Source organism: Xanthomonas sp. 3793, from assembly GCF_024806835.1.
Lineage (GTDB): Bacteria > Pseudomonadota > Gammaproteobacteria > Xanthomonadales > Xanthomonadaceae > Xanthomonas > Xanthomonas arboricola_F.
Map to the genome: position 1 here is coordinate 182,126 of NZ_JANTYU010000005.1, position 19,901 is coordinate 202,026.

At 65.2% G+C, this 19,901-nt stretch carries 13 protein-coding genes; 2 read left to right on the forward strand and 11 right to left on the reverse strand.

Translation table 11 applies throughout. The annotated features are described in order from the left end of the window. Positions 1–373: 373 nt before the first annotated feature. Complete coding sequence (locus tag FHY18_RS17480; RefSeq protein WP_043889539.1) at positions 374–889, forward strand: hypothetical protein; 516 nt, start codon at positions 374–376, stop codon at positions 887–889. Positions 890–895: 6 nt separating this feature from the next. Here FHY18_RS17480 and FHY18_RS17485 read toward each other — a convergent pair whose 3' ends face one another. From FHY18_RS17485 to mgtE, 9 genes are all read right to left on the reverse strand, one after another. Continuing rightward, complete coding sequence (locus FHY18_RS17485; RefSeq protein WP_259157343.1) at positions 896–1,300, reverse strand: acyl-CoA thioesterase; 405 nt, start codon at positions 1,298–1,300, stop codon at positions 896–898. Positions 1,301–1,338: 38 nt separating this feature from the next. Further along, entirely contained in the window at positions 1,339–1,791 is a 453-nt protein-coding gene (locus FHY18_RS17490) for a hypothetical protein (RefSeq protein WP_259157344.1), read from the reverse strand. A gap of 40 nt (positions 1,792–1,831) precedes the next feature. Beyond that, positions 1,832–2,158, reverse strand: a complete 327-nt coding sequence (locus FHY18_RS17495) for a thioredoxin family protein (protein WP_259158319.1) — start codon at positions 2,156–2,158, stop codon at positions 1,832–1,834. Then, positions 2,130–2,615: a flavodoxin gene (locus tag FHY18_RS17500; RefSeq protein ID WP_259157345.1), complete on the reverse strand. Its 486-nt coding sequence runs from the start codon at positions 2,613–2,615 to the stop codon at positions 2,130–2,132. The genes FHY18_RS17495 and FHY18_RS17500 overlap by 29 nt, the downstream gene beginning before the upstream one ends. A 201-nt stretch (positions 2,616–2,816) precedes the next feature. Then, positions 2,817–3,860, reverse strand: a complete 1,044-nt coding sequence (locus FHY18_RS17505; protein WP_039521116.1) for a ribonucleotide-diphosphate reductase subunit beta — start codon at positions 3,858–3,860, stop codon at positions 2,817–2,819. Between the two features lie 176 nt (positions 3,861–4,036). Then, entirely contained in the window at positions 4,037–6,535 is a 2,499-nt protein-coding gene (locus FHY18_RS17510; protein ID WP_259157346.1) for a ribonucleoside-diphosphate reductase subunit alpha, read from the reverse strand. Positions 6,536–7,855: 1,320 nt separating this feature from the next. Next, complete coding sequence (locus tag FHY18_RS17515; protein ID WP_259157347.1) at positions 7,856–8,896, reverse strand: DUF475 domain-containing protein; 1,041 nt, start codon at positions 8,894–8,896, stop codon at positions 7,856–7,858. Between the two features lie 105 nt (positions 8,897–9,001). After that, positions 9,002–11,710: a bifunctional acetate--CoA ligase family protein/GNAT family N-acetyltransferase gene (locus FHY18_RS17520; RefSeq protein WP_259157348.1), complete on the reverse strand. Its 2,709-nt coding sequence runs from the start codon at positions 11,708–11,710 to the stop codon at positions 9,002–9,004. A gap of 260 nt (positions 11,711–11,970) precedes the next feature. Continuing rightward, complete coding sequence (gene mgtE, locus FHY18_RS17525) at positions 11,971–13,338, reverse strand: magnesium transporter (RefSeq protein ID WP_259157349.1); 1,368 nt, start codon at positions 13,336–13,338, stop codon at positions 11,971–11,973. Between the two features lie 538 nt (positions 13,339–13,876). On the opposite strand from mgtE, the gene FHY18_RS17530 reads away from it, so the two are divergent. Continuing rightward, positions 13,877–15,688, forward strand: coding sequence for a monovalent cation:proton antiporter-2 (CPA2) family protein (locus tag FHY18_RS17530; RefSeq protein WP_259157350.1), 1,812 nt, complete (start codon positions 13,877–13,879; stop codon positions 15,686–15,688). Between the two features lie 538 nt (positions 15,689–16,226). Here the strand turns inward: FHY18_RS17530 and zwf are convergent. Continuing rightward, positions 16,227–18,065 carry a glucose-6-phosphate dehydrogenase gene (gene zwf / locus FHY18_RS17535; RefSeq protein WP_259157351.1) on the reverse strand — a complete coding sequence of 613 codons (1,839 nt, stop codon included), beginning with the start codon at positions 18,063–18,065 and terminating at the stop codon, positions 16,227–16,229. Next, positions 18,062–19,861 (reverse strand): glycoside hydrolase family 15 protein, encoded by a 1,800-nt coding sequence (locus FHY18_RS17540; protein WP_259157352.1) that lies wholly within the window; start codon positions 19,859–19,861, stop codon positions 18,062–18,064. The genes zwf and FHY18_RS17540 overlap by 4 nt, the downstream gene beginning before the upstream one ends. Positions 19,862–19,901 lie beyond the last annotated feature (40 nt).

A 19,901-nucleotide genomic window follows, 5' to 3' on the forward strand; every position in this document is an offset into this window, starting at 1 on the left:
TTCTCCCGCCAGCGGGAGAAGGTGGCGCAAGGCGCCGGATGAGGGCGCGTCCGCTCGCCGCATCCTTCGCGCCGCCGCAGCGACCTCCTCGCAACCCCACCGCCTGCTCCCCGCAGACCTCTTCCTTCTGCTGGCGGGAGAAGGTGGCGCAAGGCGCCGGATGAGGGCGCGTCCGCTCGCCGCAGCCGTCACGCCGCCGCAGCGACCTCCCCGCAACCCCACCGCGTGCTCCCCGCAAGTCCCTTCCCTTCTCCCGCCAGCGGGAGAAGGTGGCGCAAGGCGCCGGATGAGGGCGGGCCTGGTTGGCGTAGCCTTCGCGCTGCCACGACGCCACGCACACGATGCTCTGCAACCCTCCATCGTCGTCGTCATCATGAAATTGCTCAGCCACCTGTTCCGTGCCGGTCATTTCGTGATCCTGGCGTTTTTTGTGCTGTGCGCGGCGGGGCTGGTGGCGATGGCCGGGCTGGAGCTGTGGCATGGCTTTACCCCGGGCGGCGACATGGTGGTGCGCGACCGCTTCAACGTGGTGCTGGAGGCGATCGGCCTGCTCACCGTGGCGCTGGTGACGCTGGAACTGGGCCAGACCATCTTCGAAGAAGAGATCCTGCGCGACGTCAAGGTCAGCGGCCCTACGCGCGTGCGGCGTTACCTGTCGCGGTTCTTCGTGGTGATCGTGATCGCGCTGGCGATCGAGACGCTGGTGTCGATCTTCGAGCTGATGCACGACGACCCGGCCAAGCTGCCGTACGCGGCTGCCGTGGGTCTGTGCGCGGCGCTGTTGCTGATCGCCTGGGGCGTATTCGTCAAACTCAATCGCAGTGCCGAAGAGCTGGAGCCAGAGGCGATGGAAGAAACCAAGCGCGAGGATCGCGAGGTCGAGGAATAAGCGCCGTCAGCTGCTGACCGCTGGCAGCGGCGGCACCGTGGTTGGCTTGCCGTCGTCACCCAGCGCGATCATCACGAAGTTGCCGCGCGTGCACAGCTCGCGCGCGCCGCTGAGCAGGTCTTCGGCGATCAGTTCCACTTCCACCTTGATCGAGCTGCGCCCCACCGACACCACCCGGGCGATGGTCTCCACCATCTGGCCCTGGCGGATCGGCAACTTGAAATCCACCTGGTCCGAGCGCGCGGTCACCACGGTGCGGCGCGCATAGCGCGACGCGGCCAGAAACGCCGCCTTGTCCATCCACGCCAATGCCTGGCCACCGAACAAGGTGCCCATATGATTGGTGTGGTTGGGGAACACGATCTCGGCCATGCGGGCCTCGGTCGGTGCAACGGTGGTGATGCTGGTCATGAACGCGGTACCGGAAGGAGGAAGGAAAGCCAGCCAGATCAGCTGCGCAGCGTCGGCAGGAAGCTCAGGTCCATGTAGTAGCGCGCCGGCCGCTGTGGATCGACCAAGACCCGCAGCTGTTGCCCGTCGACCAGAAACGGCTGCGGATCGATCCACAGGTTGTCGCTGCGATACTCGGTCAAGGTGTTGTGCGTGCGGTCCTGGCGATGGGCAAGGATACGGAACGGGTGCATGCCGTTGACCTGCAAGGACGCATTGCGTTCCACGCACACGAAGGTCGCCTCCAGCACCGTACCATGCTGGCCCAACCAGACAGCGCGGCGCGCATGCCATATGCGATAGCCCAGGATGCCGCCACCCACGCCGCCGAACGCAACACCCAGCAGCAACAAGATCCAGCGCGCCTGATCGGGCAACAGCGCCGCACCAGTCAACAACCCCAGCCCCGCCAGCAGGAAGCTCCAGGCGACGATGGTGACGGTGGTGTTCATCGCCGGAAGCCTGCGCGGTTGCGATGGACTTCCGGCGCGCTCACAGCCCGCTACGGACCGCCGCTTCGACCTGCGCCGGCGACTGGAAACCGGGCAGGCGCGCCACTTCGCTGCCGTCGCGGTACAACGCCAGGGTCGGGGTCTGACGCAGGCCCAGGTCGCGGAAGAATTCCTCGCCCACCACCTCCAGCTTGACCTTCAACAAGGCCACACCTTCGGCGGCATCGCTGTTGGCGAACTTGTCCAGCGACATGTCGAGCATGCGGCAGCCGGGGCAATTGTCCTTGTAGAAATCCACCAGTGCGCGCGGGTGCGCGGCCAGGATCTGGGTGTAGTGCTCAGGCGACGTGACGGTAATGGTCTGCATCATGGGGATCGTGTGTGCATTGGGCCAGGACCTCGTCGGTCCAGGCGGCGATGGCCTGCGCGTCGCGCTGGCCGTGGGGCATCTGTTCGATGGTCAAACGCGGAAACGGGCTGGCGAAGAACTGTGCGATGCGATGCACCGCACCGCAAAAATAGTCCTCGCCCCACTGGGTTTCGCCTGTGCCGAACACGGCCACCTGCGGTGGCTTGCCCAGCGTTTCAACCAACTCGACGATAAAACGTTTCATCTCCGACGGCGTGCGCCCGCCGTTGTCGGTCCAGCTGCCAAACAGGAACAGGTCGTACTGTCCCGGCGCATGCGGCACCTGTTCCAGCCGCTGCACATCGGTCTCCAGCCAGGTCACCGTGTGCCCGGCCGCCTCACAGTGCAGCGCGACACTGCGCGCCACATCACGCGTGTTGCCGCTCAACGATGCCAGGGCCAGCAGGATGTTCATGGGGCGGGGATTCGGGAGTCGTGATTAGGGATTCGTCTAAAGCAGGGATTGGAGAGTCGAAGTGGAGATTCGCCAAAGCACATCAAGTTGCTGTTGCAAATCCCGCCTACCCCACTCTCCAATCCCGGATCTTGATGATTCGTAAAGCGCATTGATGCGGCTGCGACGAATCCCAAATCCCGAATACCTAATCCCGGCTCCTCACAGATCGTCGAAGCCGTTATCCGAATTGGTCTTCTTGTAGCTGGCATTGCGCATTTCGAAAAAGTCGGTCTTGGTTTCGGTGAAGTTGTCGGCGTAGGCCTTGATCCACGGCATCACGTTGTCGTTGGCGCCTTCGTACAGCTTCTCGATGCCGAGCATGCCGGCCATCTTGTTGGCGCGGTACTTCACGTAGCGGATCATCTCGTCCACGTCGATGCCGTCGATGCCGTCCAGCACTTCGGCGGTCCACACCGTTTCCAGGTCGATCGCGTGCTCGAAGGCCTTGTGCACGTAGTCGGTGAGCTGGTCGCCCTGCAATGCCTGGTTCTCGCCGATGATGGCGCGAATCAGCTCGCTGATGAACTTGGAGTGGGCCAGCTCGTCGCGGTTGATGAAGCTGATGATCTTGCCGGTGCCGGTCATGCGGTTCTGGCGGACCAGATTGTAGAAGTACGCAAAGCCGGAATAGAAGTTGATGCCTTCCAGGATCGAGGACTGGATCAGTGCGCGGATCAGCGTTTCGGCCGTCTTGTCGCGCATGAAGTCTTCGTAGGCGCCCATGATCGGCGCATTGCGCTTGATGATGGTCGGATGCGTGCGCGCGATCTCGAACACGCGGTTCTGGTCGGCCAGGCCGGTGATCGAGGCCAGCACGTAGCTGTAGCTCTCGTTATGGATCACTTCCTGCTGGCCGATGATCGCGGCATTGGCATGCGCGGCCGGGTCGGTGATGTATTCGGCGACGTTGTAGATGAAGCGCGTCTGCGGCGAATCCAGCGTGGCCAGCAAACCGATGATCGAATCGTAGGCATTCTTTTCGCGCGCCGACAGCTCGTTGTACTGGCGCGCGTCGCCCTTCATGTCCACCTCGTCGGGGATCCAGAAGTTGGTCGACAGCTCCTTGTACGCCCGATAGAAGGACGGGTACGGAATATCGTTCCAGTTGAGGATGCCGGAGGTTTCGCCATTGATGATGGCGGTGGAGCGGTTGGGGTGACGCGGCTCCAGGATCTTGATGCGCTCAAGCGGTGTTGCGGACATGGATTTCTACTCGTGTTTCAGGCGTCGCGCGCGCGTGCAGCGGAGACGACGACAGCAATCATTCTGGAGGAAAGCCCCCTGAGTCAGGGGGCGCGCCAAAGGCGCGGGGTGTGGGAGCTGGTGAAGCAGGGTCCACGGTTCGCAACGCGAACCGTGGAAGCGAAGCGCGAATGCGCTTAGCTACTGCACCACTCGCACTCGCTGATATCGATATCGTTGGAGCGCACGTAGTACGTGGTCTTCAAGCCTTCGCGCCAGGCGGTCATGTGCAGGTCCAGCAACGTGCTCGCACGGATGGTGCTGGGCACGTAGAAGTTGAAGCTGATCGACTGGTCGACGTGGCGCTGGCGACGCGCGTTCTGACGCACGCTGGCGAACTGGTCGACCTTGTAGGCGCCCTTCTCGTAGTACGGCCAGGTTTCCAGCGACAGGCCCGGAGCGGCGACCGGACGACGGAAGTCCTTCTTTTCTTCGTAATAGAACGCGCTGTAGATCGGGTCGATCGAGGCGGTGGAACCGGCGATCTGCGCGGTGCTCATGTTCGGCGCCACCGCCAGCATCCAGGCATTGCGCACGCCATTGACCGACACCTGCGCCGACAGCTCCAGCCACTGCGGGCTGTTGTAGTCGCGCGCACGGAAGTACTCGCCGTTATGCCAGTCGCTGCCGCGGAACACGCTGTAGGTGCCCTTTTCCTTGGCCAGCTCCATGCTTGCCTGGATGGTCAGGTAGTTGATGCGCTCGTACAGCTCGTCGCTGTAGTCCTCGGCTTCCTTGGCATTCCAATGGATGGCTTTCTGCGCCAGCAGATGGTGCCAGCCGAAGGTGCCCAGGCCGATGGCGCGGTACTTCTGGTTGGTGATGGTGGCCTGCGGCACCGGCAACTGGTTCAGATCGATCACGTTGTCGAGCATGCGCACCTGGATCGGGATCAGACGCTCCAGCACATCGGCGCCCAGCAGATCGGCCTGGTCGTCCTGCGCGATGATCGCGCGGCCCAGGTTGATCGAGGACAGGTTGCACACGACGAAGTCGCCGGCCTTCTTGGTGGTGACGATCTGATTGCCGCTGATGATCTCCTGCATCATCCGCGTCGGGCTCATGTTCTGCAGGATCTCGGTGCACAGGTTGGACGAATAGACCATGCCCTCGTGCTTGTTCGGATTCTTGCGATTGACTTCATCGCGATAGAACATGAACGGATTGCCGGTTTCCAGCTGGCTGACCATGATCCGCTTGAAGATCTCGATCGCCTTGACCGTCTTGCGGGTGATGCGCTCGTCCGCAACCACTTCCTCGTACTTGCGACGGAAGCTGCTGTTGGCGTCGCCCTTCTTCTCATCAAAGAAGTCCTGCAGGTACCAGCCCTTGATCCGCTTCACTTCGTGCGGATCGAATAGATACCAGTCGCCGCGGCGCTCGACCGCTTCCATGAACAGGTCGGGGATGCATACCGAGGTGAACACGTCGTGCGCACGCAGACGCTGGTCGCCGTTGTTCAGGCGCAGATCCAGGAACGACTCGATGTCGCGGTGGAAGATGTCCAGATAGACCGCGATGGCGCCCTTGCGCTGGCCCAGCTGATCCACCGACACCGCGGTGTTGTTGAGCTGCTTGATCCACGGCACCACGCCGCCGGAGGAATTGGACACGCCGCGGATCGCCGAACCGGACGAACGCACATAGCCCAGGTACGCGCCCACGCCGCCGCCGTGCTTGGACACGCGCGCCACGTCGGTGTTGGAGTCGTAGATGCCCTGCAGGCTGTCGTCGACGGTGTCGATGAAGCAGCTCGACAGCTGGCCGCCGACCTTGCCGGCATTGGCCAGGGTCGGGGTGGCCACGGTCATGTACAGGTTGGACAGCGCCCAGTAGGCCTCGCCGACCAGCTGCATGCGGCGCTCGCGGCTGCCCTTGCCATTGCCGATCTCGTCCTGCATCAGGTACAGCGCGATGGTCAGCCAGCGCTCCTGCGGCAGCTCGAACACGCCGCGCGAGTTGTCGGTGGCCAGGTAGCGCGTGGCCAGCAGGTACAGGCCGTTGTAGGCGAACAACTTGTCGCGCTCGGGCTCGATCATCTTGCCGGCTTCGATCAGTTCGTCCTTGGAGTAGCGGCGCAGGATGTCGTTGGAATAGACATTGCGGTCGGCCAGGCTCTCCTGCAGGCCGACGAACGAGCCGTACTTCTGGCTGGCGTCGTAGAACCGGTTGCGGCTGGCGCGCTTGTACAAGCGGCGCAGGTACAGACGCGCGGCGAAGTGCTCCCACTCCGGGGTGGTCAGATCGACGCGGGCCTCGGCCTCGCGGATCAGATGGTCGACCAGGTCGTCGGCGTTGACGCTGTCCTTGCGCTCGACAAAGCCGAACACCGAGCGCTTGTAATCGGCCACGTCCAGCTGCGGGAACTCGGCATGGATCTGGTCGATCGCGCGATCCAGGCGCTCGGCCTCGAACGGAATCTTGCGGTTGCCGGCTTCCTTTGTGATCCAAGTGGCGACGGCTTGTTCTTCGATGGTCTGTGCGTGCATTGCAATGGCTTGGCGGGGGGGCGGCACGACGTCCGACGGGTCGGTCAACTCCGGCGCGCCGCAACCGGGCGCGCTGACACTGGCGGGAACGCTGGGTGTGGCTAGGGTACCGGCGGCGATCGCGGCAAGGGTGTCGTTGGTGGTCATGCATCCTCCATGCGTAGGCACACGAACCCGCTCGGGGACGGGCTGCGGCCGGATCCGGACTCCCTGGACAGCGATGGCGGTACGCGACGACCAGCACGCAAGACCCACGGTCTGCGGCGGCATCGCCTTACCAGCCATCTCCTTACCGGAGATTCCACGGCCGCCACCGCGCGGTGTGCTGTCGCGCAGTGGTCGGTGGCGAAACAACAGCGGCGCAACGAGACCACGCCGCCCGCTCCAGGCGACGCCCGGATGGCTGTGATCGTTCGTTGCTGCCGCCGCGGAGAGGCGTTTGAAGGGCAACCTGCTGCAAATCAATGCTCTCACTGGTCCGGACGCCTTGGGCGACCAACCACCGACTCCCCCAAGATAGTGGGGTCCCCCGGAGGGGTCAACACCAAATGTAGGAAAATCCCGTAAACCCTTGCAGGACAAAGCACTGTCTGACGAACGGTCGGCGCTCCCCCTTGGAACCCGCCAATTTGGTTGCGCAGTCAAGACCCAAACCGGCAATTCTGTCGATCAGTTGGGTCCGGTTGGGTTGGCTGCGACACGCATCGATGCTGAAGCCAGTCACAGTTGGCCGTCTGCGTCAGGCGGCACACCCAAGCTACGGAAGCAAACTCGCTACTGCCGAATCCAGGCGAGCGCCGCCGCCCTCTCTATTGGACGTTGCGGTAGAGGGCCCCGCAGCAAGAACGCGCAGCGTCGAGGGCGCTGCCCTCACCGCTTGCGGGACACGCCGTGAACCCGTCCCTGGGGGCTCGGTGGCGGCATCCATGCCGCCACACGGTCCCGCAACCGGTAAGGACACCGCACCAGACAGTTGGTCGGCGCGCAGTCGAAAAGCCGTCTATCGCGCGCTGCGCATCGGGCGTGGAGCCGATGCTTCACGATCGAACAAGGCACACCCAGCACTGCTCTTACTTTGCGTACCGACCATTTCGACTGGTCCTTGCCCGCTCACCGTCGCGGGACCCTGAGCGGCATGGATGCCGCGCCGGAGCCTACAAGGACGTACTTGCGGCGTGTCCCGCGATGGTGGGCGGGCAAGGGCCCTGCAGCCAAGCGCCAGACCAACCGCTCTACCGCTGATCCATTCCCACCTTCTAAGCTCTCGATGCACAACGTACAAAGCAGCCGAGACCTGCAGCGGTATGGTTGTTCAGTCGCGACCGGATGCTCGAATCAAAAGCCTGGTGCGTCGAGGGCGCTGTGCCCTCACCGCTTGCGGGACACGCCATGAATGGCCGAGAAGGCGCCTTGTCAGCCCCTCTCAGATGAACTACGTGACGCCTTGTGCGCAGCCCATGCGCGGCCTCAGATCTCGGTCGGGCCGATATGGTGGCGCTTGCGGTAGCGGATCGAGGACCACACCGAGGCGGCGATGAAGGCCACCCCGATCAGGCCGGTCAGCACTTCCGGTACGTGGTAGACGGTGCCGACCAGCATGATGATCGCCAGCACGCCGATGGCGTAATGGGCGCCGTGCTCCAGGAACACGAACTCGTCCAGGGTGCCCTTGTGCACCAGGTAGACCGTCATCGAGCGCACGAACATCGCGCCGATTGCCAGGCCCAGCATGATGATGACCACGTCGCGGGTGATTGCGAATGCGCCGATCACGCCATCGAACGAGAACGAGGCGTCCAGCACTTCCAGGTACAGGAACGCGGCAATGCCCGAACGCTTGGCCGGGCCCATGCCGTCTTCGCTCTCTTCGGACTCGAACAAGGCATCCACGCTGCCCACCAGCAGATACAGCAGGATGCCGCCCAGGCCGGCGAACAGCACGCTCTGGAAGATTGCCTCGGGCAGGAACAGCTTGGTGCACAGCAGAACCGTCACCGCCACGATCACCGACATCGCATCCGCCTTGCCCAGCTTGCCGACCAGCCGCTCCACCGGTCCGAGCCAGTGCAGCTTGCGCTCTTGGTCGAACAGGAAGTTCAGGAACACCAGCAACAGGAACATGCCACCGAAGGCGGCAATGGACGGGTAGTTGTCGGTCAGCACCTGGCTATAGCGGTCCGGCTCCTTCAGCGCCATCTGCATCACCGGCACCAGGCCCATGCCGGTGGCCACCGACACGATCACGATCGGAAACACCAGGCGCATGCCAAACACCGCGATCAGGATGCCGACGGTGAGGAACAGCTTCTGCCAGAACGCGTTCATGTGCTTGAGCACACCGGCGTTGACCACCGCGTTGTCGAACGACAACGACACCTCCAGCACGCTCAGCACCAGGCATAGCCACAACGCCTGCCACAGCCCCATTGAGGTGGTGTGGCCCCACCAGGCGGCAACGCCCAGGCAGATGGCGGCGACCAACAACGACATTCTGAACTCGCGAAACATTGACACTCCCAGGCGGGCCGAGACGACAGCCGGAGCAACGGGCCAGGGCAAGGCCCGGCAGATCCGGCATGCGGTGAGGATGGGGGACCGCGGCGTGACGCAAGGTCAGGCCGGGCGCGGCTCGCCCATTATAGGGAGTGTCACCGCCATCAGGGTCGCATCGTCCGGATCCGGGCGGACCCCGAAGCCCAGGCTCTGGCACATCGCCAGCATGGTGCGGTTCTCGCGCAGCACCTGGCCTTCGATCTGCTTCAGGCCCAGCCAGCGCGCGTACTCGATCATGATGCGCATCAGCTGCCAGCCGATGCCGTGGCCCTTGAGGTCGGAGCGGATCAGGATGCCGTACTCGCCACGCTCGTAGTCGGCGTCGGCATGCAGCCGCACCGCGCCGAGCATGTCGCCGGTCTTGGGGTCGATGGCCACCAGCGCGATTGAGCGCGCGTAATCGAGCTGGGTCAGCCGGGCGATGAATTCGTGGCTGAAATGCTTGACCGACTGGAAGAAGCGCAGCCGCAGGTCTTCGTCGGTGACCCGCGCGAAGAACGCGCGGAACAAGGCGTCGTCCTCCGGGCGCACCGGACGCACCAGCGCATGCGTGCCATCGCCCAGCCCGATCTGGCGCTCCCACTCCTTCGGATACGGGAAGATCGCAAAGCGCGGATGGCCGCGGCCCTTGTGCAGCTTGCGCGCCGGCGCCACCGCCACGCGCGCGTCTAGCGCGATCACGCCATCGCGGTCGGCCAGCAACGGGTTGATGTCCAGCTCGGTGATTTCCGGGATGTCGGCGGCCAGCTGCGCCAGCTTGACCAGCACCAGCGCCACCGCGCGCTCGTCGGCCGCCGGCACGTCGCGGTAGGCCTTGAGGATGCGCGAAACCCGCGTACGGCCAATCAATTCGTGCGCCAGGCGCAGATCCAGCGGCGGCAACGCTAGTTCGCGGTCGTTGATCACTTCCACTGCGGTGCCGCCACGGCCGAACACGATCGCCGGGCCGAACACCGGGTCGTCGGCGATACCGGCGATCAGTTCGCGCGCCTTGGGCCGCAGCACCGTGGGCTGCACGATCACTCCTTCGATCAGCGCAGTGGGGTGCGCGGCGCGCGCGCGCGCCAGGATGCCGGTGGCCGCTTCGCGCACCGCCGCCACGCTGGACAGGTTCAGGCGCACGCCATCCACATCGGACTTGTGCGCGATGTCGCTGGACAGCACCTTCAAGGTCACCGTGCGGCCGACAGCCAATAACGGGTCAGCCAGCAAGGCGGCCTCGTTGGCGGTGGCGGCCACCTGCAGCGGCACGACCGGGATGCCGTAGGCGGCCAGCAGGCGGTTGGTGGCGACCGGGTCCAGCCAGCGCCGGCCGGCCGCCAAGGCGTCGTCGACCACCGCGCGGGCAATGGCCGCATCCACCACGAAATCTTCCGGCAGGCTGGGCGGAGTCTCCATCAACGCCGCCTGCGCCTCGCGGTAGCGCACCAGGTGGGTGAAGCCGCGCACCGCGTCCGATTCGGTGGCATAGGTGGGCACGCGCGCGGCATTGAGCGCGGCAATCGCCGCATCGTCCTGGCCCAGCCACACCGCAAACACCGGCTTTTCGCGCTGGTAGCGGTTGCGTTGGTCCAGCGCGCGGGTCAGTGCCTTGGCTGCATCGGCCGAGGAGGTGAACGCGGTCGGCACGTTGACCACCAGCAGCGCGTCGTTCTCCGGGTCGTCCAGCAAGGCTTCGATCGCGGCGGCATACCGCGGCCCATCGGCATCCACGATGATGTCGACCGGATTGCTGCGCGACCAGCCTTGCGGCAACGACTGATCCAGCCGCTCCAGCGTCCTGGCCGACAGCTCGGCGAGGGTGCCGCCGCGCAGCACCAGCTGGTCCACCGCCAGCTGCCCCACCCCGCCGCCATTGCTGAGGATGGCCAGCCGCCGGCCGGGAAAACTGCCGAGCCGGCCCAGCGTCTCGGCGGCGGCGAACAATTCGTCCAGCGCGCCCACCCGCAACAGGCCGGCACGCGCGAATGCGGCGCCATACACCGCATCCGAGCCGGCCAGCGCCTGCGCATGCGTATCGGCATTGGGATTGATGCGGAACTGGCGCCCCGACTTGACCACCACCACCGGCTTGGCGCGCGCGGCGGCGCGTGCGGCCGACATGAACTTGCGCGCATCGCCGATGCGTTCGACGTACAGCAGGATCGCGCGGGTGCGGTAGTCGGTGGCGAAGTAGTCGAGCAGGTCGCCGAAATCCACATCCAGCGTATCGCCCAGCGACACCACCGCCGAGAACCCGACCGAGCGCGCCACGCCCCATTCCACCAGCGCGGCGGCAATCGCGCTGGATTCGGAGATCAACGCCAGGTCGCCGGCCTGCGGGCAATGCGCGGCGATGCTGGCATTGAGCCGCGCATGCGGGGCGATCACGCCCAGGCAATGCGGGCCGAGGATGCGCATGCCCTTTGCCCGCGCGGCCGCTTCCATGCGTGCGGCCGGCGAGCCGGGGCCGCTGCCCAGCCCGGCGGTGAGGATGATCGCCGCGGCCACCCCGCGCCGCGCCGCGATCGACACGATGCGCGGCACGATGCGCGCCGGCGCGGTGATCACCACCAGGTCCGGCACCCACGGCAGATCGGTCAACCGCGCCACCGTGCGCACGCCGTCGATCTCGGTGTAGCGCGGGCTCACCCAGCCGATCTGCCCGGGAAACCCGGCCGCGCGCAGGTTGCGCACCACCGCCCGCCCGGCCGAGCGATCGCGCGGGCTGCCGCCGACCACCGCCACGGTGGTCGGACGAAAGACCTGCTGCAGGTGGTAGGTACTCATCGTGCGGAAGAGAACAATGCCATCGCGCTACGGTACACGCACTGATGGATCCAGGCATCGGCGCGCTGTGCACCATGAGTGTGTCACGCCGGGGTCACCACCCTTACCGGGGTGCAGAGGCATCGCTAGAGTCGGCGATGCGCCAGGCCGATGCACCTGGATGCGCCAAGGACGCAGGCATTCACCGTTACGGTCAGTCGAGACACGTCCGGCATGGATAGAGGCCTGGCGACTGCTCGCCAGGCATCCAAGGCAACCGATTACAACAGCGTGCCACTCAAGATCGCCGCGGCAATGCTGAAATAGATCACCAGCCCGGTGACATCCACCAGCGTGGCCACGAATGGCGCCGAGGCACTGGCCGGGTCGAAGCCGAGTCGTTGCAGCACGAATGGCAGCATCGAGCCGGACAGCGAACCGAAGGTGACGATGCCGATCAGCGCCGCACCGATGGTCAGCGCCACCATCTGCCAGTGCGGGCCGTAGTCGTACAGGCCGGCGGTCTGCCAGATGGTGATGCGCACGACCGCCAGGATGCCCAGGATGGTGCCCAGGGTGAGCCCGGTCGGCAGTTCGCGCAGCGCCACCTTCCACCAATCGCCCAGGCGGATTTCGCGCAAGGCCAGCGAGCGGATCAGCAGCGAGGTGGCCTGCGAGCCGGAGTTGCCGCCCGAGCTCATGATCAACGGAATGAACAAGGTCAACACCACTGCCTTGGACAACTCGTCCTCGAAGTGCTGCATCGCACTGGCGGTGAGCATTTCGCCCAGGAACAGCACGCTCAACCAGCCGGCGCGCTTCCTGATCATCTGTCCGAAGCCGATCTGCATGTAGGGCTTGTCCAGCGCTTCCATGCCGCCGAACTTGTGCACGTCTTCGGTGGATTCGGCGATCAATGCGTCGAGCACGTCGTCCACGGTGACGATGCCGAGCACATGGCCATGCGCATCCACCACCGGGATCGCCAGCAGGTCGTGGCGGCGGATCAGGCGCGCGACTTCTTCCTGGTCCAGTGCCGGGTCCACCGTGACCGGCGGGTTGACCTGCGCCACCTCCAGGATCGGCGCATCCGGCGCGCCGGTGATCAGCCGGCGCATGGTGACCACCTGCTGCAGCACGCGGGTCTGCGGGTCGAGCAGATAGATGGCGTAGACGGTCTCGCGGCTGCGCTCCACTTCGCGGATGTGCTGCAAGGTGCGGCCCACTGTCCAGTCGGCAGGCACCGCCACGAATTCAGTGGTCATCAGCGCGCCGGCGGTGTTGGGCGGATAGCGCATCAGCGCCTGGATCGACAACCGCGCTTCGGCACTGAGCAGCCACAGCAGCGGCTGGCGCTGATCGGCATCCAGACCATGGAAGATGTCGGTGGCGCGGTCGTCGGCCATCTGCCCGAGCAAGGATGCGGCCTGCTCGGCCGGCAGCAGCGCGACCAGCGCGCTGGCGGCGTGCAGCTCGGGCTGTTCGAGCACTTTCACCGCACGCGGCTGCGGCAGCGCGGCCAGCACCTGTGCGGCGGCGTCGCGGTCGAGGGTGTTGAGGTATTCCACCGCATCGGCCGTGTTGAAGTCGGCCATGGGTGCGATCAAGGCATCGACGCCTTGGGCAAGGCGCAGGGTTTCGTTGTACATGGTGGTTCGCCTGGTGACGACCGTCGTCGATGACAGCCGGCGAACCTGAGCCTCAGGCGCGCGCCAGCTGGGTCATCGACCCGGGTCTAGGGTGACTGTCGCTGGACATGGGTAAGGGCTCCGAAAGGTGCGCACCGACCGGTGATCCGGGCGGCAGCGCGGCGCAGTCTGCGCGCCTGCGCCCGCCTGGTCAATGCCCTGCGCAGGCCATGCTCAGCGGGCGTCCAGGCGGACGCCACGGCGCAGGCTCTGGCATGGCGGCAACGATTGCATCGCACACGATGACCGGCCCCCTGCCACCCACCGAGACGTTGTGTCATTGCCTGCAACGGTGGCTTGCATGCACGCGTGCATGCCCGGCGATGCGGCTCGCTGATATGGAACGACGTGGTGAATCTGTGCCAGCGACGCGATGCTGCCGGCTTGCATCACCGACGCAGAGCACACCGCCAATCCACACCGTTGCACGCAGCGCACGCCGATCCGGGCCAGCAGCTGCACGCCGGCGGCATAATGCGCACCTCAACGGAGAACGTACATGCATAGCGGCGGTCTGGAACTGGCTCTGGTGCTGATGCTGGCCGCCATCGTGGCGGTGCCGGTCTTCAAGCGCTTCGGCCTGGGCGCGGTGCTGGCCTATCTGGTCGCCGGCGTGGTGCTAGGCCCGGATGGCGTGGGCGTGGTGCAGGACGCCGAGCGCATCAGCGGCGCAGCCGAGATCGGCGTGGTGATGCTGCTGTTCGTGATTGGCCTGGAGCTCTCCCCGGCCCGCCTGAAGGTGATGCGCCACTCGGTGTTCGGCGCCGGCGCCACCCAGGTGGTGGTGACTGCCACGATCCTGGGCGGCCTGCTGATGCTGGGCAACCTGGGCTGGAAAACCGCGCTCATCGTCGGCGTGGCGCTGGCGTTGTCGTCCACTGCGGTAGGCCTGCAGCTGCTGGCCGAGCGCAAGGCGCTGGGCAGCGACTACGGGCGCCTGGCCTTCGCCATCCTGCTGTTTCAGGATCTGATCGCGATCCCGTTGCTGGCGGCCATTCCACTGCTCGGTGGCAGCAAGAACGCCACCCTGGCCTGGCCGGATGTGGCCAAGGCGATGGCCGCGCTGGCCCTGGTGATCCTGTTCGGGCGCTTCGTGCTGCGCTACCTGTTCAACATGGTGGCGCGCACGCGCATGCCGGAGGTGTTCACCGCCAGCGCGTTGCTGGTGGTGCTGGGCACCGCCTGGATCATGCAGGAAGCCGGGCTGAGCGCCAGCCTGGGCGCCTTCATCGCCGGCGTGCTGCTGGCCGATTCGGAATTCCGCCACGAACTCGAATCGCAGATCGAACCGTTCGAAGGTTTGCTGCTGGGCCTGTTCTTCATTTCGGTGGGCATGGGCATCGACCTCAATCGCGTGGCTGCCGAGCCGGGATTGATCGCCGCCGGCGTTGCGATCTTGCTGGTGGTGAAGTTCTCGCTGCTGGTCGGCATCGGCAGCGTCGCCAAACTGCCGCTACGCAGCAGCCTGATGCTGGGCAGCGTGTTGTGGCTGGGTGGCGAATTCGCGTTCGTGGTGTTCAACGAGGCCGATCGGGTCGGCCTGCTGGACCCGGCCAATCATGACCGCCTGGTGGCCATCGTCGGTGTCTCGATGGCGTTGACGCCCGTGTTGCTGCTCGGCATGCAGCGCCTGCTCAACGGACCGCTGCGGGTGCAGGCGCCCAAGTCCGAGCGCCCCTTCGACACCATCGATGCGCAGTCACCGCAGGTGCTGATCGCGGGCGTGGGCCGTTTCGGCCAGGTGGTGGCACGCCTGCTCACCTCGCGCCACGTGCCGTTCGTGGCGCTGGAGCACAATCCCGACACGGTGGCAGATATCCGCCGCTTCGGCGGCGAACTGTATTACGGCGACCCGACCCGGCCGGAGCTGCTGCGCGCCGCCGGTGCCGACCGCATCAAGGTTTTCGTGATCACGTTGGACGACCCGGAAACCAACATCAAGACGGTACGCATGATCCGCCGCCTTTACCCGCAAGCCACCGTGCTGGCGCGTGCGCGCAACCGCCAACATGCCTGGAAACTGATGGACCTGGGCGCCGAACCGTTCCGCGAAGTCTTCGCCACCAGCCTGGAACTGGGCGGGCGCGTGCTGACCTCGCTCGGTGTGGCCGATACGCTTGCACGCGAACACGTCGAGCGCTTCCGCAAGCACGACGAAGACCTGATGCGCGCCCAGCACCTGGTCTACGACGACGAGGCCAAGGTGATCCAGACATCGCGCGACGCGCGCGAAGACCTGATGAATCTGTTTGAAGCCGACGTCAAGGCGGATGTGGAAGGGGAGCCCGCGCCCACCACGCAGGATCGCTGAGCTTTTCGTAGGAGCGTGCCTGCGCGCGACCAGGCATTACCGATAAAACCCGTCGCGCGCGAGCACGCTCCGATGTGGATGTCGTGCATCGCTCGCCAGCGGTAGCTGCGTAGTCGAATTCTTGGGGAAATAGCCTGCAAGCGAGCGTTCGATCGCCTCCAGGTCATGAGCCGATGTGGATGGCCAACCCGCACCAACCACACACAATCGCTGAGCTTTTCGTAGGAGCGTGCCTGCGCGCGACCAGGCGTTACCGATAAAACCCGTCGCGCGCGAGCACGCTCCGATGTGGATGTCGTGCATCGCTCGCCAGCGGTAGCTGCGTAGTCGATGTCTTGGGGAAACAGCCTGCAAGCGAGCGTTCGATCGCCTCCAGGTCATGAGCCGATGTGGATGGCCAACCCGCACCAACCACACACAATCGCTGCGCTTTTCGTAGGAGCGCGCCTGCGCGCGACCAGGCGTTACCGATAAAGCCCGGTCGCGCGCAAGCGCGCTCCTACGTGGATCTGCGGCGGCTGTATGCCGCTCGCCTCCCCTAGCGGCGCGGTGTACGCACCGCGCCCTTGCTAGTCGACTTCTTCGCTGCGCGCTTGCCCTCCGCGGCTTTGCCAGCGGTCTTTGCGACCTTGCCGGCCGCGCGTTTGCGCACGGCTTTCTTGGCCGCGCTGCCAGGCGATGCAGCCGCATCCTGCGATGGTCCTGCTGACGCCGCAGATGTGCGTTTGACTGGCGCGCTGGCGATCTTCTTGGCTGGCACCTTGGCGACTTTCTTTGCTGTCTTCCCGGTAGCTTTCTTCACCGGTGTCGTAGCGCTGCTGCGCGCTTCCGGTGCCCGGCGCGGCGGTGGTTTGCGGCCAGGGGTGAGCGCGCGCCAGGCGTGTCCGCCGTTCATGGCCAGCAGCGCGTCGGCGGCCGAGGGACCGGCGCTGCCGGCGGCGTAGTTGGGGAAGTCGCTGGCTGGTTGTTTCCAGGCATCCAGGATCGGCTGCACGATGCGCCAGGCACCTTCCACCATCGCTGCGTCCTGGAACAGGCCGGCTTCGCCGTTCATGCAGTCCTGCAGCAGGCGCTCGTAACCCACGGTGTACTCCTTGGGAAACCAGTCGCGGTAGCGGAAGTCCATGCGCACCGGTGCCAGCGCGACCTGCGCGCCGGGGCGCTTGACGTCGAACTGCAGCGAAATGCCTTCATCAGGTTGAATATGCAGCACCAGCCAGTCGGGGCCATAACCGCCCACTTCGGTGCTGCGAAACGGCGCCAGCGGCGCGGGCTTGAAGCGGATCGCGATCTCGGTGGTGCGCTCGCGCAGCCGCTTGCCGGTGCGCAGATAGAACGGCACGCCGGCCCAGCGCCAGGTGTCGACCTGCAGCTTCATCGCTACATAGGTTTCGGTTTCCGAATCGTCCGGCACCGTATCTTCTTCACGATAGCCGGGCACGGCGCTGCGATTGACCGCGCCGGATGCGTACTGGCCACGCACCACGTCTTCCGGCTTGATCGGGCGCACCGCTTCGATCACCTCGGCACGACGGCGATGCATCGCCTCGGTGGTGAAGGCGGCCGGCGGTTCCATCGCAATCATCGCCAGCAACTGGAACAGGTGATTGGGCACCATGTCGCGCAGGCAACCGGTGGGATCGTAGAAGCGCCCGCGCCCCTCCACCCCGATGGTTTCGGCAGCGGTGATCTGAACGTGATCAATGCGGTCGCGGTTCCACACCGGCTCGAACAGGCCATTGGCGAAACGGAACGCCAGAATGTTCTGCACGGTTTCCTTGCCCAGGAAATGGTCGATGCGGAACACCTGATCCTCGTGCAGCACCTTGGCGACGGTGGCGTTGAGCGCGATGGCGCTGGGCAGGTCGTGGCCGAAGGGTTTTTCCACGATGACGCGGCGCCAGCCCTGGTTTTCGCGCTGCTTGACCAGGCCGGCTTCGCCGAGATTCAACAACACCGGCTCGAAAAAACGTGCGGCCGTGGCGAGATAGAACAGCACATTGCCTTGCGTGCCGTAGCGCTTGTGCAGTTTCTCCAGCGCGCCACCCAGGGTTTGATAGGCGCCCAGGTCGGTGAAATCGCCGCGCAGATAATGCATGCGCTCGCGCAGCCACTCCCAAGTGTCGGTATCGAACTCGTCAGTCTGGAATTCGGCGTCGCGGCTGCTGAGCAGCTGGGTCATCGACTGGCCCATCATCGTGCGCCACGAACGCTCACTGATATCGCCGTGATCCATGCCGACGATGGCGAACTGCTCGCCCAGTGCGCCGGAGCGGCGCAGGTTGTACAGCGCCGGCATCACCAGGCGCTTGGTCAGATCGCCGCGTGCGCCGAACACCACGATGATGCACGGCGGTGTGGTCTGTTGCTCGTTCATGGATGTTGTTCCTTCTCGCCCATGCGTCCATGCAGGCGCAATGCCGCATTGACCAGGGCCACGTGGGAATACCCTTGCGGGAAGTTGCCAAGCATGCGTTTTGCACGCGGGTCGTATTCTTCGGCGAGCAGGCCCACGTCGTTGCACAACCCAAGCAGACGCTCGAGCAATGCGCGCGCCTCATCGGTGCGGCCGATCAACGCAAAGTTTTCCACCAGCCAGAAACTGCAGGCCAGGAAGGTGCCCTCGCCCGCCGGCAGGCCGTCGGCGCTGTCGTCGGCGCGATAGCGTTCGACCAGGCCATCGATGGTCAGCTCGCGCGCAATCGCATCGGCAGTGGCGGCAATGCGCGGATCCTCCGCCGGCAGGAACCCGACGATGGGGATCAGCAACAGCGAAGCGTCCAGACGGTCGGAACCGTAGCTCTGCACGAAGTGCCCGTCCGGGTGCACGCCTTTTTCCAGCACTTCTGCGCGGATTTCGTCGGCAATGCGGCCCCAGTGCGCGCGCTTGTCGGCATCGGCGTTGGTGATGCCATCGCGGCTGCCGCAATCGAATGCCAGCCACGCCATCACCTTGGAATGCACGAAATGCCGGCGCTCGTCGCGGATCTCCCAGATGCCTTCATCGGGCAGGCGCCACAGGTCTTCGAGCGTATCCAGGATCTTTTCCAGCAGCGATGCCGACGAGCCATCGTCATCGGACGGCGGGGCTACGCCTTTTTCTCGCGCGTAATGGAACGCGCCGATCAACTCGCCATAGACATCGAGCTGGAACTGATCCACCGCGCCATTGCCGATACGCACCGGCCCGGAATTTTCGTAGCCGGGCAGCCAGTGCGCTTCCCATTCCTGCAGACGACGCTCGCCACCGATGCCGTACAGCGCCTGCAACTGATCCGGCGAGCCGGCGATGGTGCGCTGGACCCAGTCGCGAAACGAAGCGGCCTCATCGCGATAGCCGGCCTGCAGCAATGCGATCAGCGTGAACACCGAATCGCGCAACCAGCAGTAGCGGTAATCCCAGTTACGCGTGCCGCCCAGGTGCTCGGGCAACGAGGCAGTGGGCGCGGCCACGATACCGCCGGTGGGCAGGTAGCTGAGCCCTTTCAATACCACCAGCGAGCGACGCACCTGCCCGGTCCACGGACCGACATCGGTGCAGCGACGTGCCCAGCCATGCCAGAACGCGGCGGTCCGTTGCAGCGCCTGTTCCGGGTCGATCTGCGGCGGCGTGGGCTCATGCGATGCGCCGTGACTGAGCAGGAACCAGGTGCTTTCGCCGTCGCGCAGCGTAAAGTCCGACTCGGTGCCCATGTCTTCGCCGTGCAGTTCCTGCGGCGAGCGCAACGCGAGCTGGTCGGGGCCGGCAATGGCGCGGATGCCGCCGTCGATGCCGGTGACCCACGGCACGGTGCGGCCATAGTTGAAGCGAAAGGTCAGGCGCATGTGCATCGGCACCTCGCCCTGCACGCAGCGCACGATGCGCACCAGATGCTGGTGGTTGTCGCCTTCGTCGCTGGCGACCATGAAGTCGACCAGCTCCACCGTACCGGTGTCGGTGATCATGCGGGTGCACAACACCAGGCTGTCGTCTTCATAGGCACGTTCGCTGCGAAAGTCGCCGGACGGCGATAACGCCCATTGCCCGTTTTGCTCGTCGCCCAGCAGGGATGCGAAAAACGCATCGGAATCGAAACGTGGCAGACACAGCCAGTCGATGGTGCCGCGGTGGTCGACCAGGGCCGCGCTGTGGCAATTGCCCAGCATGGCGTGGTCCTCGATACGCACGCTCATCGTAGAGGCGCTTCCTTCGTGCGAGGGAACGCCCAGTCTT